At 73.2% G+C, this 14846-nt stretch carries 11 protein-coding genes; 2 read left to right on the forward strand and 9 right to left on the reverse strand.

Annotated elements, in window-relative coordinates:
• Nucleotides 1-6: 6 nt before the first annotated feature.
• The 4 genes from ACFWUZ_RS12025 to ACFWUZ_RS12040 form a co-directional block, all read right to left on the reverse strand.
• Nucleotides 7-354 carry an STAS domain-containing protein gene (locus ACFWUZ_RS12025; protein ID WP_384370974.1) on the reverse strand — a complete coding sequence of 116 codons (348 nt, stop codon included), beginning with the start codon at nt 352-354 and terminating at the stop codon, nt 7-9.
• A gap of 96 nt (nt 355-450) precedes the next feature.
• Entirely contained in the window at nt 451-867 is a 417-nt protein-coding gene (locus tag ACFWUZ_RS12030; protein ID WP_384370976.1) for an ATP-binding protein, read from the reverse strand.
• A gap of 131 nt (nt 868-998) precedes the next feature.
• The gene (locus ACFWUZ_RS12035; RefSeq protein WP_384370978.1) at nt 999-3434 is read right to left on the reverse strand and encodes a SpoIIE family protein phosphatase; all 2436 of its coding nucleotides are present in this window, start codon (nt 3432-3434) and stop codon (nt 999-1001) included.
• An 85-nt stretch (nt 3435-3519) separates the two neighbouring features.
• On the reverse strand, nt 3520-7794 hold the full coding sequence (locus tag ACFWUZ_RS12040) for a HAMP domain-containing protein (RefSeq protein WP_384370981.1): 4275 nt from the start codon (nt 7792-7794) through the stop codon (nt 3520-3522).
• A gap of 737 nt (nt 7795-8531) precedes the next feature.
• On the opposite strand from ACFWUZ_RS12040, the gene ACFWUZ_RS12045 reads away from it, so the two are divergent.
• On the forward strand, nt 8532-9557 hold the full coding sequence (locus tag ACFWUZ_RS12045; protein ID WP_384370983.1) for an alpha/beta hydrolase: 1026 nt from the start codon (nt 8532-8534) through the stop codon (nt 9555-9557).
• A 165-nt stretch (nt 9558-9722) separates the two neighbouring features.
• On the opposite strand, the gene ACFWUZ_RS12050 is transcribed toward ACFWUZ_RS12045, so the two are convergent.
• The 5 genes from ACFWUZ_RS12050 to ACFWUZ_RS12070 all read right to left on the reverse strand — a co-directional run bounded on the left by ACFWUZ_RS12050 (nt 9723) and on the right by ACFWUZ_RS12070 (nt 13644).
• Nucleotides 9723-9884 (reverse strand): hypothetical protein, encoded by a 162-nt coding sequence (locus ACFWUZ_RS12050; RefSeq protein WP_384370985.1) that lies wholly within the window; start codon nt 9882-9884, stop codon nt 9723-9725.
• A gap of 418 nt (nt 9885-10302) precedes the next feature.
• Nucleotides 10303-10740, reverse strand: a complete 438-nt coding sequence (locus tag ACFWUZ_RS12055) for a hypothetical protein (RefSeq protein WP_384370987.1) — start codon at nt 10738-10740, stop codon at nt 10303-10305.
• A gap of 313 nt (nt 10741-11053) precedes the next feature.
• Entirely contained in the window at nt 11054-11479 is a 426-nt protein-coding gene (locus ACFWUZ_RS12060; RefSeq protein WP_384370989.1) for a hypothetical protein, read from the reverse strand.
• Nucleotides 11480-11528: 49 nt separating this feature from the next.
• Nucleotides 11529-11762 carry a hypothetical protein gene (locus ACFWUZ_RS12065; protein WP_384370991.1) on the reverse strand — a complete coding sequence of 78 codons (234 nt, stop codon included), beginning with the start codon at nt 11760-11762 and terminating at the stop codon, nt 11529-11531.
• Nucleotides 11763-11916: 154 nt separating this feature from the next.
• Nucleotides 11917-13644, reverse strand: a complete 1728-nt coding sequence (locus tag ACFWUZ_RS12070; protein WP_384370993.1) for a thiamine pyrophosphate-dependent enzyme — start codon at nt 13642-13644, stop codon at nt 11917-11919.
• A 447-nt stretch (nt 13645-14091) separates the two neighbouring features.
• On the opposite strand from ACFWUZ_RS12070, the gene ACFWUZ_RS12075 reads away from it, so the two are divergent.
• Nucleotides 14092-14844, forward strand: a complete 753-nt coding sequence (locus tag ACFWUZ_RS12075) for a VOC family protein (protein WP_384371350.1) — start codon at nt 14092-14094, stop codon at nt 14842-14844.
• Nucleotides 14845-14846: the final 2 nt, after the last annotated feature.

Consider the following 14846-nt stretch of genomic DNA (forward strand, 5'->3'; position numbering starts at 1 on the left):
CCACGGTCACCGCGGGGGCAGGTCCATGGTGCGTCCCTCGGCCACCGTGGGGGCCGAGGCGAACACGCGGTCGGCGCCGGTGAGTCTGAGGAGCTGGGAGAGGTGGCCCGGCTGGGTGCCGGCCAGCACCACTTCCTGGGCCAGGGCCGCCTGCAGCATGATCGTCAGGGTGATGGAGTCGGCGAAGGACACCTGGGAGACGTCGACGACGAAGCGCCGCACGCCCTCCGATTGCGGGTCCAGCGCCTGACGCAGGGGGGCCGTGTTGTCGAAATCGAACTCCCCCGCCATCAGCACCACGCGTATGCCGTCGTTCTCGTCGAGCACCTCGACGCGGCAGCGATCAGAAGTCATGCTGGTTACCCCTCAGTCCTTTTCGTGGCGGCCGCGACCATCGTGACACGGAGCAACCACGCACGCCGTATCCGGCGGCCCCGCCACCGGCCCCGCTCACCACAGCGGCACCACCGCCTCGATGGACTTGCCGCCGCCGGGCAGCGGGGTGACGGAGACCTGCTGGGCGAGACGGCATATGAGGGGCCATCCGAAGCCTCCCGGAGTGGCGGGCCCGTGTTCCTTGACGACTACGGCAGGAAGTTCTGCGCTGGCATCGGCGACGGTGACCACCAGGACGTCCCGCTCCACCCGGGCCCCGAAACCGGTGAGGCCCCCACCGTGCCGGAACGCGTTGGTCGCCAGCTCCGAGGTCACCAGCAGGACGTTCGCCAGCGCCTCCCCCGAGGACGCCGTTGCGGCGGCGGGGCGCGAGGCGTCCGCCGCCCGGCCCCGCTGGACCTCCTCGAAGAGCGCCCGCACGCGCGAGCGCGCCTCGGCGACACTGACAGGAGGCGGGGTCGGCACAGCCACGTGGTGCCGTTCCTCGGAATCCATCGACCTCGCTGCTTCCTGTCCGTGACGCGGGCCCATCGGGTCGACAGTTCCCGATGCGCCCACCTTGCTGTGCCCGTTACACCGAGACGGCATGCGCACCCCTCCCCTTACACCAATTGGACACCGATGAGACACGTGTCGTCGTCGGTGTCGGACTTGCTGTGGGTGAGCAGCTGGTCGAGGCGGTGCTCCAGGTCGCGGGGGGAGCGCATGGTCCGCGTCAGGAGTTCCTTGACCGATTCGTTGACCGACAGGTCGCGGCGTTCGACGAGCCCGTCGGTGAACATCAGCAGCGTGTCGTCGCCTCGGAGCCTGATCTCCTGTTCCCCGTACGCGACGTCGTCGAGCACGCCGAGCAGCATGCCGTCGGAGAGCGGGAGCGACTCCGCGACGCCGTCCCGGATCAGGACGGGCGGCAGGTGGCCGGCCCGGGCCCAGCGCAGGATGCCGGTGTCGGGGTTGTAGAGGCCGCAGACGGCCGTGGCGGTGACCTGGTCGGCGAGCCGGTGGGCCACCTTGTTCAGCCAGGCGAGCAGCTGGCCGGGGCCGGCCCCCGTGACGGCGAGGCCGCGCAGGGCGTTGCGCAGGACGACCATGCCGGTGGCCGCGCCGATCCCGTGGCCCGCGACGTCGCCGACGCACAGCAGGACCTCCTTGGAGGGCAGCAGGACCGTGTCGTACCAGTCCCCGCCGACCAGTGCCTCGGACTCGGCGGGGCGGTAGCGCACGGCGATCCGCAGGTGGGGCACCTCCAGCGGGGCGGGCGCGGGAGGCATGATGGCCTGCTGGAGCTGCAGGGTCAGACGTACCCGGTCGGCGGACTCGGCTTCGGTGTACGCGAGTTGGTCGCGGGTGGCGGCCAGCGCGACCTCGGTCCAGTGCTGCGAGGAGATGTCCTGGTAGGCGCCCCTGACCGCGACCAGGGCGCCGAGCGCGTCGAGGACGGGTTCGGCGACCACGCGGATGTGCCGGGTGATCCCGTCGGGGCGCTGGAGGCGGAAGTCCGCGGACGCGTCGCGCCGGTGGTGCATCAGCGCACGCAGGAAGCGGCTGATCGCGACCCAGTCGTCGGGGTGGGCGTGGGCGGCCAGGTCCTCCACCGGTACGGGGGCGGCGGGATGGCCGTAGATGTCGAAGAGCTGGCTGTTCCAGGTGATGTCGCCGGTCGTGAAGTTCTCCTCGAAGCCGCCCACCCGGCCCAGGCGCTGGGCGTGTTCCAGCAGGCTCGCCAGGCGCGCCGTCTCGTCCTCGACCCGCCACAGGAGCAGCAGGGCGTTCCCGTGCCGGCTGATGCTGACCTCGGCGACCGAGGGGAGGGCCACCTGCCCGATCAGCGCCGTGAGGGTGGTGCGGTCGGTGCGGAGCGGCTCACCCGTGGCGTAGGTGCGCTCGATCTTCTCGAACAGGCCGTTGTCCCCCGCGGCCGTGGGGTACGCCTCCAGGAGCAGGGAGCCGCCGATCGCGCCGGAGGGGCGTCCGGCGGGGTCCACGAAGTGGGCGTTGACGTGGTGGATCCGGAAGTCGACCAGGTGTCCTTCGCGGTCCAGGGCGGGGACGAGTACGAGGGCCGGATCGTGCAGGTTGTCGGCCAGGTCCGCGAGTTCGACGAGGGGCGCGGTGGGCCCGGCGGGGATCCGCTCGGAGTGCGGCGGCAGATCGTGCAGCGTGTGCGCGCACAGCTCGGCCAGCGCCTCCAGCTGGCGCATGACCTGCGGCGGCTGCGGGGGGAGCGGCGACGGCCAGCAGATCTCGAGCACGCCGTGGATGCGCCCGCCCAGCCCTACGGGCAGGGCCAGGCGGCCGCCGCCCGGCCAGGTGCGCAGTCCGAGGGAGGGGGCGCCCGGCTCGGGACCCGGCGAGGTCACCGGGCCGCGCTGGGTGAGGGCCTGCCGGGCGAAGGTCGCCACACCCGGGGGGACGTACCGCCAGCGTGCCGCTTCCGGGGCGGCGAAGCCCGCGTACCCCGCCAGGGTGAGGGAGCCGTCGGTTCCGGCGGTCCACACGGCGACGGCGACCGCGCCGAGCGGACCCAGCGCGTTGTCCAGCAGCGACCGTGCGACCGCCTGGGTGTCGCCGGCCGCGAGCACGCCGCTCTCGGCCGTACGGAGGCGGACGGAGACGGAGGAGTCCTCCGGGTCCCAGGTCGGCCCGGCCGTCACCCGGGCCGTGAATTCGGCGGCGAGCTCGCTGACCTGGTCCCGGGACGCCTGATTGACGATGTCGGCGGCCAGTTCGAGGCGGGACGTCCCGGACCGGGCGGCCAGGGTGTCCAGTTGCGCGGCCGCCTGGGCCGGCCCGCAGCGCAGGCGTTCGACGAGGATGCCGGTGGCCATCTCGGTCAGGGCCCGGCCGTCGGCTGCCGCCTCCGCCTCCTGCACCTCCCTGCGCAGGCGCTCCACGGTGGCGACGAGCCTGCCGACCGCGGAGGCGGACTGGGCCGGTACGGGCGCACGGGCGGGGTCGGCCGCGGAGCCCGGGGTGGGCTCGGTCGGCGGCCGGCCGGCCGGCTGGACGTTCTGCGAAGGGCTCTGCGGGGTGGTCACTGTGCCCCATCTCCTGACGTGGGTGGTCGCGGGCTGCGGTCCGTCCGCTGGACGCGGGCCCGTCCTTCGGGGCCGGCGCTCACTGCTACGGCGTCAGCCAGCGGCGCACCCGGGTCATGAGCTCGACGGCGTCCACCGGCTTGGTGACGTAGTCGCTGGCACCCGACGCCAGGCTCTTCTCCCGGTCCCCGGGCATCGCCTTGGCCGTGACCGCGATGATCGGGAGGTCCCGGTGTTCGGGCATCCGGCGGATCTCCGCAGTGGCCGTGTACCCGTCCATCTCGGGCATCATCACGTCCATCAGGATGAGATCCAGGTGCGGGTGGCGCAGCAGGGCCTCGATTCCGCGGCGGCCGTCGACGGCGTGGATGACGTCCATGCCGTGCAGTTCGAGGATGCCGCTGATGGCGTAGAGGTTGCGGGCGTCGTCGTCGACGACCAGGACGGTACGGCCGGCCAGCCTGCCGTCGATCGGCGGCTGCTCCTGGGGGCGCTTGCCCTCTCCCCGCGCCAGCGGCAGTGCGTCGCCCGGCTGTTCGGCCGCCATGTGCAGGGCGATGCGCTCCCGGAGCTCGTCGAGGCTGGTCAGCAGTTCCAGGGGCTGTGATTCGGTGCGCTTGTGGAGGGCCTGCTCGGTGGTGGAGCCGAGGCGGCTGTTGTTGTGGGCGAGGACGGGCAGGGTGGTGAGGGCGGCGTCCCCGTCGAGGGCGGAGAGGAAGCGGATGGCTTCCTCCTGCGGCATGCCGAGGTCCAGGACGACGCAGTGGAAGGGGCGGGCGGCCAGGGCGGTGGCGGCGTCCGCGGCGCTGACGGCGCTCACGATGTCGACGCCGTGGCCCGGCTGGTCGGGCAGGGCCACGAGGTCGGCTGCGGCGCTCTGCGCGACGAGCGAGAGCAGCCCCTTGGGGTTCTCCTCGATGACCAGCAGGCGGCGCTGCTGATCGGACGGGGGCGCGGGCTCCGCCGGGGCGGGCACGGCCGCGGCGGCCTCCGGCGCGGCCTCTGCGGGTGCGTCCGCGGCGAGGGCCTGCTGTGCCGGGGTGTCGGAGGCGGGCAGGTAGAGCGTGAAGGTGGAGCCGCTGCCGAGGGTGCTCTGCGCGGTGATGGCTCCGCCGAGGAGCTGTCCGATCTCGCGGCTGATCGAAAGGCCCAGGCCGGTGCCGCCGTACTTGCGGCTGGTGGTGCCGTCCGACTGCTGGAAGGCGCCGAAGATGACCTCGAGCTGCTGTTCCGCGATGCCGATGCCGGTGTCCGAGACCCGGAAGGCGATCACGGGGCCGGTCGCCCTGAGACCGGCCGGGCGCTCGGAGGGGTCGACGAGTTCGATGCGCAGTTCGACGCGGCCCCGCTCGGTGAACTTGACCGCGTTGGACAGCAGGTTGCGCAGGACCTGCCGCAGCCGGATGTCGTCGGTGAGCAGGGTGGTGGGGACCCCGGGAGCGGTGGTGATGGTGAAGTCGAGGTTCTTCTGGGTGGTCATCGGCCGGAAGGTCGCCTCGACGTAGTCCAGGAGCTGCTTGAGCTGGACGTGTTCGGGGTTGACGTCCATCTTCCCGGCTTCGACCTTCGACAGGTCGAGGATGTCGTTGATCAGCTGGAGCAGGTCCGAGCCGGCCGAGTGGATGATGCCGGCGTATTCCACCTGCTTGGGGGTGAGGTTGCGGCCGGGGTTCTGGGCCAGCAGCTGGGCCAGGATGAGCAGGCTGTTCAGCGGGGTGCGCAGCTCGTGGCTCATGTTGGCGAGGAATTCGGACTTGTAGCGGGAGGTGAGGGACAGTTCCCGTGCGCGGTCCTCGAGTTCCTGGCGGGCCTGCTCGATCTCCAGGTTCTTGTTCTCGATGTCCCGGTTCTGCGCGGCGAGGAGGGCGGCCTTCTCCTCCAGTTCGGTGTTGGAGTGCTGCAGTTCCTCCTGCTGTGACTGGAGTTCGGCGGACCGGGCCTGGAGCTCCGCCGTCAACCGCTGGGACTCGCCCAGGAGTTCGTCGGTGCGGGCGTTGGCGACGATGGTGTTGACGTTGACGCCGATGACCTCCATCAGCTGGGCGAGGAAGTCCCGGTGCACGGCGGTGAAGGGGGTGAAGGCGGCGAGTTCGATGACACCGAGGACCTGGCCCTCGACGACGACGGGCAGCACGATGAGGCTGCCGGGGGTGGTGCGGCCCAGGCCGGAGGAGATGACGTAGCCGGGCGGGACGGCGTCGCTGGAGATGGTGCGCCTGCTGCGCGCCGCCTGCCCGACGAGCGACTCGCCGAGGGCGAAGGCGCCGGATCCGCCGGCGGGGCCCCCGTAGGAGCCGATGAGGGTGAGGACCTCCCCGGCGGGGGTCTCCTCGGCCAGGTAGAAGGCTCCGTACTGGGCGGCGACCAGGGGGGTCAGTTCGTCCATGACGAGTTCGGCGACCACGGCCAGGTCCCGGTGGCCCTGCATCAGGCCGGAGATCCGGGCCAGGTTGGACTTGAGCCAGTCCTGTTCCTGGTTGGCCCGGGTCGTCTCGCGGAGCGAGCCGACCATGGAGTTGATGTTGTCCTTGAGTTCGGCGACCTCGCCGGAGGCGTCCACCGTGATCGAGCGGGTCAGGTCGCCTTCCGCCACGGCGCTGGCGACCTCGGCGATGGCGCGGACCTGCCGGGTCAGGTTGCCCGCGAGTTCGTTGACGTTCTCCGTGAGCCGCTTCCACGTCCCGGAGACGCCCTCGACCTCCGCCTGGCCTCCCAGCCGTCCCGCGCTGCCGACCTCGCGGGCCACGCGGGTGACCTCGGCGGCGAAGGAGGAGAGCTGGTCGACCATCGTGTTGATCGTGGTCTTGAGTTCCAGGATCTCGCCGCGCGCGTCGACGTCGATCTTCTTCGAGAGGTCTCCGTTGGCGACCGCCGTGGTGACCAGGGCGATGTTGCGGACCTGGCCGGTGAGGTTGTTCGCCATCGAGTTGACGTTGTCGGTGAGGTCCTTCCAGGTCCCGGCGACGTTCGGGACCTGGGCCTGGCCGCCCAGGATGCCCTCGGTACCGACCTCGCGCGCCACGCGGGTCACCTCGTCGGCGAACGCCGACAGGGTGTCGACCATCGTGTTGATCACTCCGGCCAGCGCGGCGACCTCGCCCTTGGCCTCCACGGTGATCTTCTGGGAGAGGTCGCCGCGCGCGACGGCGGTGGCGACCTGGGCGATGGAACGGACCTGGCCGGTCAGGTTGGACGCCATCACGTTGACGTTGTCGGTGAGGTCCTTCCAGATGCCCGAGACACCCCGCAGGGTGGCCTGGCCCCCGAGGTTGCCCTCGGTGCCGACCTCGCGGGAGACGCGGGTGACCTCGTCCGCGAAGGCCGACAGCTGGTCGACCATCGTGTTGATGGTCTCCTTCAGCTCCAGGATCTCGCCGCGCGCGTCCACGCGGATCTTCTGCGACAGGTCTCCCTGGGCGACGGCGGTCGTCACCTCGGCGATGGACCGCACCTGAGCCGTCAGGTTGTCGGCCATGACGTTCACCGATTCGGTGAGGTCCTTCCAGGTCCCGGAGACGCCCTGGACGTCGGCCTGCCCGCCCAGCCGGCCCTCGGTGCCGACCTCCCGGGCGACTCGGGTGACTTCGCCCGCGAAGGAGGAGAGCTGGTCGACCATCGTGTTGATGGTCTCCTTCAGCTCCAGGATCTCTCCGCGGGCCGTCACGGTGATCTTCTGGGACAGGTCGCCTTCCGCGACCGCCGTGGCGACCTGGGCGATGGACCGCACCTGCCCGGTCAGGTTGGACGCCATGGAGTTGACCGAGTCCGTGAGGTCGCGCCAGGTGCCCGAGACGTCCTGGACGTCGGCCTGCCCGCCCAGGATCCCCTCGGTCCCGACCTCGCGCGCCATGCGGGTGACCTCGTCGGCGAAGGAGGAGAGCTGGTCGACCATCGTGTTGATGGTCTCCTTCAGCTCCAGGATCTCGCCGCGGGCGTCCACATCGATCTTCTGCGACAGGTCGCCGCGGGCCACGGCCGTCGCGACCTGCGCGATGTCGCGCACCTGGGTCGTCAGGTTCCCGGCCATCGCGTTGACGGATTCCGTGAGGTCCGCCCACGTGCCCGAGACTCCCGGGACGACCGCCTGGCCGCCGAGCGTGCCCTCGGTGCCCACCTCGCGGGCGACGCGGGTCACCTCCGAGGTGAACTGCGACAGCTGGTCCACCATGCCGTTGAAGACCGTGGCGATCTCACCGAGCAGGTCGTCGGCCTCGTACGGCAGCCGGGTGCCGAAGTCGCCGTCCCGCACGGCCGTGAGACCCGCCAGGAGCTGGCGCAGCTCACCCTCCCCCACCGCGCTCCCCGGGCCCGTCCCGAACGTCCGCTCCGCTCGTGCGCCCTGGGTGCTCGCCTCGGCCATCGCATTCCGCCTCTTCGTCAGCAGCGCACCCGGTGAGGGCGGACACCGGCGGCCCCACGTCGGCCGGCTTCCCTCACGGATGCGCTGAACTCCCTCCCCCACCTTGAGGCAGGCACCCGAAGGCTACCTGGCCGGGCCGGACCCCCTCTGCGGAGGCGGTGGAAAGCCGCCGTCACGGCCCCGCGCCCGGGCTCACCGGCGGCGCCTCGGGCGGGTCCGTGCGCCCGCGGCCCGGCCCGACGCGTCCGCCCGGGCGGGCCACCACCCGGAGGGTGGCGCCGGACCGGACCCTCAGCGGCGTGATCACTTCCGCCGGGCCGCCCGACCCGCCGCCCGGCCGTACCGGAGCGATGGGCTGGGCCCCTGCCGGCTCCGGCTGGGCCGGTGGCGTGCCGGTGTCACGTCCACCGGGTCGGAGGCATCGAGGGCGCTTCCGGGGGGCGTGGGCGGTGCGGGTCACGGGACTCCGTTCGCAGCGACCGCCAGGACTCTCCTGGCGGGCCACCTGAAGCCCACCGGCTCCGGCCGCCCGTGCGTGTTCCCTGCGCGCGCCCCACGACCGGGTGCGACGGCTGCGTGGGCCCGCGGGCGGGGACGGTCCCGATCCGTGATCTTCGCTGCACAGCCCGACCAAGGGGTCCGGCAGGTGGTTGACTGTGCCGCATGGATCTCGCGCGAGCCTTCCCTGCGTGCACCGACGCGCGGACGGGCCGTCCCGGCCGGGCGGGAGGGCCGTCATGAGTGCCGACGGCACGGCGCAGCCGGGGCCGGTCCCGACGGCATGGGCCGCGCCCCCTTTCGACCCCGAGCTGGCGGACGCGCTGGCGGCCTTGGGGGGCGGGGAGAGCGAGCCGTTCACCCCGGAGAACCTTGCGGACCGGCAGGAGCGGGATGCGGCGCTCCGGCCCAGGCCGACGCTCCGGGACCTGCGGGCCGAGGGCCGCTTCGAGGTGCACGAGCTGCGGGTGCCGGGGGCGCCGGGCGGTCCGGAGGTCACCCTCGTGAGCGCACGGCCCGCCGGTCCCACCGGACCCCTGCCGCTGCTGTACTACATGCACGGCGGCGGAATGATCATGGGCAACGCGTGGTCCGTGCTCCCGCAGCTGTTGCGCGAATGGGCTCTCGCACTGGAGTTGGCCGTGGTCTCGGTCGAGTACCGGCTGGCGCCGCAGGCCCGCTACCCAGGCCCCCTGGAGGACTGCTACGCCGGACTCCGCTGGGTGGCAGCGCACGCGGCCGAGCTCGGCATCGACCCGGACCGCATCGTCATCGGAGGCAAGAGCGCCGGCGGGGGGCTGGCCGCGGCCCTCGCCCTGCTCACCCGCGACCGGGGCGGACCTGTACCGATCGGGCAGCTTCTCCTGTGTCCGATGCTCGACGACCGCAACGACACCTTCTCCAGCCACCAGATGGCCGGCGTCGACACCTGGGACCGCACCTCCAACGCGACCGCGTGGCAGGCGCTGCTCGGCGACCGGTACGGCGCTGCCGACCTGCCGCCGTACGCGGCTCCCGCCCGCGCCACGGACCTGTCCGGCCTCCCCCCGGCGTACATCGAGGTGGGGTCGGCCGAGACCTTCCGGGACGAGGACGTGGCCTACGCCCAGGCCATCTGGCAGGCCGGCGGCCGGGCCGAACTGCACGTGTGGCCCGGCGCGTTCCACGGCTTCGACACCTTCGCACCGCGGGCGGTCCTCAGCCAGGACGCCCGCGACGCCCGCTCCCACTGGCTGCGGCGCGTCCTCACCGGAAGCCGCCGCTGAGGCGGCCGCCTCGGCCGTCGGACGGTGCCGGGTCCCTCACCGCCGCCGGTGCTCTCCGGTGCGTCGGTGAGCTGGTCGTGGGTCCTGGAGGAGCGGCCGGGGAGGTCGGCGGCCACGGCCTTCTTGCGACAGCTCGGCCCGGGTCGGTTCCCGCAGCTCCCTGCCTCACGGTGCGGTGCGGGGCCGTTTCGTCGCCACCGGCGGCTTCTTCGCCTGCCGGGCCGTGGTGGAGGCCTTCTCCCGGGCGTCCTTGGGACTCCGGGTCTTCTCGGCGCTGGTGCGGAGGACGGCCTTCACGGCGACGAGGTACGCGTGCTGGCGCATCACGAACGTGGCGATGCCGGCCTTCCCGGCGGCGGTCCAGGGGCTGCGCGAGGAGGCTGTAGACCTTGCCGAAGCCGTCGCCCATCGGCGCCAGGCAGTAGGTCCGGTCGAAAAAGATCGGGTCGGTCTCCGCCAGGACGGTGCGCGACCCGTGGATGTCCCCGGAAGCCGCGAGCCGCCGGCCCGCGGCGGCCCGTACGGACCACAGGGGTCAGGCGGCGTCCGCGATCGCGGTGGTCAGGTCGTGACCGGGAGCGGACGCGGGAGCGTGATCGGTCATGACCCAGCATGACCGGGTGACGAGGCGGCGACCTGGGGTTTTCCCGTATCGAGTGCTCCTTGGGGCGGGCCGTGCGGTGACGGGCCCGCCGACAGGAGCCGCCGCCGGCAGGCCCGCGGGTGGAGCCTGGGTGGTCCGGCCTCAGGTCGCGGGGCGGGCCAGGAGGCCGGCGACCTGCTGGGCCGTCTTCTCCCCGGCCCGCTGTTTGATCAGCCCCTCCTTGGCCGCGCCCCGGACCGTCACGGCGGTGCCGTTCTGCCCGGCGGGGGCCAGGGTGACGGTGACGACGACCGGGTTCATGTTCCCGAAGCCGCCTCCGACCACGGCGCGGACCGTCCGCAGCCCGTCCGGGCCCCCGCCGCTGCCGGTGTCCAGGAGGTTCCCCAGCCGGGCCAGGACACCGGCCACGTGCTCCGCGGCCGCGGCCGCGGGGGCAGCCAGCGTCAGCGGTATCTCGTGGACGTTCTTCTTCAGGCGCTTCGCGGCGAAGGTGGCCCCGAGCCGGCCGCCGCTCCCACCGCCGAGGGCCCCCGCCGCGCCGAGCGCCTCCGCGAGGATCCGGTCTTCGTCATGTGTCATGGCGGCAGGGTAGCCGCCCCCGCCGGTGCGGAGGCAGGGACCGGTTCCGCGTCGCTGAACGCCTGTCAGGAGCGCACGGCGGACCGCGTGCCGGGCCCGCCTTACCGCGGCCGGAGAGCTCTACCTGGGTGCCGGGCATGGCGTTCGATGCGGATGTGACGGTGGTGGGGCCGGGCCGACGCTGCGCGGCGTCGTCACGAGCCGGGCCGGGAGGCGCCCGCCGGCCGAAGCCGTCGCCGGGTCCCGGCCCGCCGCTCCGCGGGGCTGACCCTGCGGCGCGGCGACCGGAACGGTTTGTGGCGAGGGCGGGCGGTCAGATGTCCGCCCGCGTGGCGGACTGGGCGGCCCGTACGGCGACGTTGGCCGCGTCCTCCAGGAGCGGCCCGGCTCCCCGTTCGTCGGTCAGCGTCCAGCCGCACAGCGCCGCCCACACCAGGGCGGCCGAGGCCGCCTTCGCGCGCTCGGCCCGGCCGGCCAGGAAGGTGCCGAACAGCAGCGCGTCCGCCGCGTCCACCGCGACCCGGCACAGCACGGCCGCACGCAGCGCCGGGCCCTCGGGGACCGCCGCCATCGCGGCGCCGATGACCGCGTCCCGGGCTCCCAGGGCCCGGATCAGGAGGGCGGTGGAGCCCTGCTCGGGCAGGCCGCACGGGCGGGCCAGCACCCGGGGGCGGCAGGCGACCGCCACCCCGTATCCGAGGGTGGCCACGCCCATCACCCTTGCCGCTGCGGTACGCATGCAGATCACTCCGTTCGATGGGGCCGGGGGACGGTGCGGGGCGGCTTCGTCAGTGGTCCCTGCCGTCCGTCCGCCGCGGGTCCGCCGGCCGGGCCTGCTCCTCGCGGCCGATGCCCGGGCGCTGCTTCTTGGCCGAGTGGCCCCCGGCATCGGCCTCGTCTCCGCCGGGCCGCTGGACGACGGCGTCGTCCGCCTGCTGCCGTGCCTCACGGTCGCCGGCCTCCCCCACGGCCTCGGACGGCGTGGTCCGCGGGTGGCGCCCGGACTTCTCGTGGTCCGTCATCTCGTCCTCCTCAGGTGGTGCTGCTCGGTACTGCTCTACGGCGACTACCCCGCCCGGTCCCCCTCAGACGGCGTCGGCGGCCCGTGATGCCCCGGCCCCGGTCCTGACCGTGGCCTGGTCCTGGTCCTGGTCCTTTTCCTGCTCCCGTCGCGCGTCAGCTCTCGCGGCCCGGGAGGATCTCCTTGACCTTGGCGATGGCGAAGCTCCACCCCTGTGCCGCGGTCGGCTTCCCCGGCACGGCCACTTCCTCCGGGTTGGTCAGCACGTCCAGCAGGACCGGCCCCGGGGTGTCGAAGGCGCGGCGCACGCTGTCGTGGAGGTCCGCCGGGTCGGTGACCCGGATCCCGGTCAGGCCGAGGGCCGTGGCGACCGCGGCGAAGTCGGGGTTGTCGAGCTCCGTGCCGAATTCGGGCAGGCCCGCCTGCTCCTGTTCGAGCTTGACCATGCCCAGACGGCGGTTGTCGAAGACGACGAGCTTCACGGGCAGCCGGTACGTCGCGATGGTCATGAGGTCGCCGAGCAGCATGCTCAGCCCGCCGTCCCCGCAGAAGGCGACGGTCTGCCGGTCGCCCGCCCACAGCTGGGCTCCGAGGGCCTGCGGCATGGCGTTGGCCATGGAGCCCAGGTTGTAGGAGCCGATCAGGCGCCTGGTGCCGCGCATCGTCACGAAACGGGAGAGCCAGACGGTGGCCATGCCGGTGTCGGAAGTGAAGACGGCGTCGTCACTGGCGTACGCGTCCACGGCGGCGGCCAGGGCTTCGGGGCGGATCTCGTGGTCCCGGTTGTCCAGGGCCGACCGGATCCGCCCGGTCCAGCGGTGTTCGTGGGCGGGGTCGGCCAGCCGCCGCTGGCTCTCCTGCCAGCGGACGAAGCGCTCCCGGGCGTCGTCCAGGTGGGCCCGGTCGGGGGCCGTCCTCAGCAGGGGCAGCAGGGCGCGCAGCGTGGCTCCGACGTCGCCGGTGAGTCCTACGTCCACGGGGACGCGGCGGCCCAGGTGCTCCTCCCGGCTGTCGATCTGGACCACCCGGCAGTCCTTCGGGTACCAGTCCCGGTAGGGGAAGTCGGTGCCCAGCATGAGGAGGACGTCGCCGTGGTCGAGGGCGTGGGAGGCGGCGGGGTTGCCGATCAGTCCGGTCTGGCCGACCTGGAAGTCGTTGCCGTCCTCGAACCCCTCCTTGGCCTTGAGGGTGAGGACCATGGGAGCCGAGAGCACTTCTGCCGTACGGAGGACCTCGGCGCGGGCGTCCCGGGCGCCGCGGCCGACGAGCAGGGTGACGCGGGAGGCGCTGTTCAGCAGGTCGGCGGCTTCGGCGAGGGCCGGGTCGTCGGGACGGGTGACCGCGCGGTCGAGGGCGAAGCGGGCGGGCCGGTCGTCGGTCAGCTCCTGGTCGCCCATGTCGCCGGGCACCGTCAGGACGGCCACGCCGCCCCGGCTGACGGCCGCCCGTACGGCGGACTCCAGCATCCGCGGCATCTGCTCCGGGGAGGTGACGGTGGCGCGGTAGACGGCCACGTCGCGGAAGAGGAGGTCGTTGTCGACCTCCTGGAAGTAGTCGCTGCCGATCTCGGCGAGGGGCACCTGGCCGCAGAGGGCGAGCACCGGCGTGCGGCTCTTCGCGGCGTCGTACAGACCGTTGAGGAGGTGGACGGAGCCCGGGCCCACCGTACCCATGCACACCCCGAGGGTTCCCGAGAGCTGGGACTGCGCTCCGGCGGCGAAGGCGGCGGCCTCCTCGTGCCGGCAGCCGACCCACTCCAGGCCGTCCGTGGTGCGGATCGCATCGGTCAGTGGGTTCAGGGCGTCTCCGACGACTCCGAAAACGTGCTGGACGCCCAGTTCCTTGAGTGCGTCGACGGTCACTTGGGCAACGGTGCGTGCCACAGGAGTCCCTTCGGTCGTGCGGTGCTCTGGTGTGGGTGCCGGGTTCCGCGGGTGGTGCGGCCCGGGCGGGCCGCCTGCCTGGCGGATGCCCAGCGGCCGGGCACTGATGCGGCCGCGGACGAGCCGGGGGGGCGGCCCGACGGCCCCGGTCCGGCCGGAGGTGCCCCTGACCGGCGGGTGCCGCGCCCGCGGGGAGCGGTGCGCCCAGCCTGCCTGACCAGGTACGGAGCGCCGGTGCCCCGACCGTGCCCGGTGCTCCCCGCGCGGAGCGTGTCCGTGCGGTCCGCGCCGGGCCCCGTGCACCGTTTCGGACCGCGCCTCACGGCCGGGTGCCGTCGCCGGGTTTACGGTGGAGGGGTTCCCGACCCACCTGAGCGGTAGATGAGGCTGGCAGCTGTGTCGACGTCGAGCCACGAGATCTTCGGTGCCCCCTGCTGGGTCACCCTGCTGGCCCGGGATCTCGGTTCCGCACAGCGGTTCTACGGTGCCGTACTCGGATGGGAGTTCCGCCCCGTCGAGCTGGGGGACGGCGTGATGGTCGCCTTCCACGACGGGGCCCCCGTCGCGGGCATCGGCGCGCTCGCCGGAAGCCAGGGCGTGGCGGTGGTGTGGACGCCGTACTTCGCCGTCGACGACGCCGACGTGACCGCCGCACGGATCCGTGAGCGCGGTGCGACCATGGCGGTCGGCCCGCTGTCCTTCGGTACCGGGCGCGCCGCGCTGGCGGCGGACCCCGCCGGTGCCGTCTTCGGCTTCTGGCAGGGGCAGGTCGTCCCCGACTGGTCGGTGGGCCGCGGGAGCGCCCCCGCGTGGCTGGAACTGCGGACCCGGGACGCCTTCGCCGCGGCCATCTTCTACGGTGAGGTGCTCGACTGGGGCAGCGATCGGCCCGGTAGCTGCACCGTCTCGTACGAGCACGCCCACGTCGTCCTGCGCCACGGTCGCGACACCGTCGCCCGCATCAGCGGCGGGGCCCTGGAAGAGACCCCGGATCCCGAGGTCCGCCCCCGCTGGCACGTCCACTTCCGGGTGACCGATCTGGAGGCGACGGTCGCCGCCGCCGGCCGGCTGGGCGGCAGGACGGCCTCTCCCGTGCAGACGAACGGCACCAGCCGGTGGGTCGTCCTCGCCGATCCCGAGGGGGCGCTGTTCACCGTCGTGGCCCCGCAGGACACGCCAGCCGCCCCTGGTTCCCCGTAGGG

Source organism: Streptomyces sp. NPDC058646, from assembly GCF_042716875.1.
Taxonomy (GTDB): domain Bacteria; phylum Actinomycetota; class Actinomycetes; order Streptomycetales; family Streptomycetaceae; genus Streptomyces.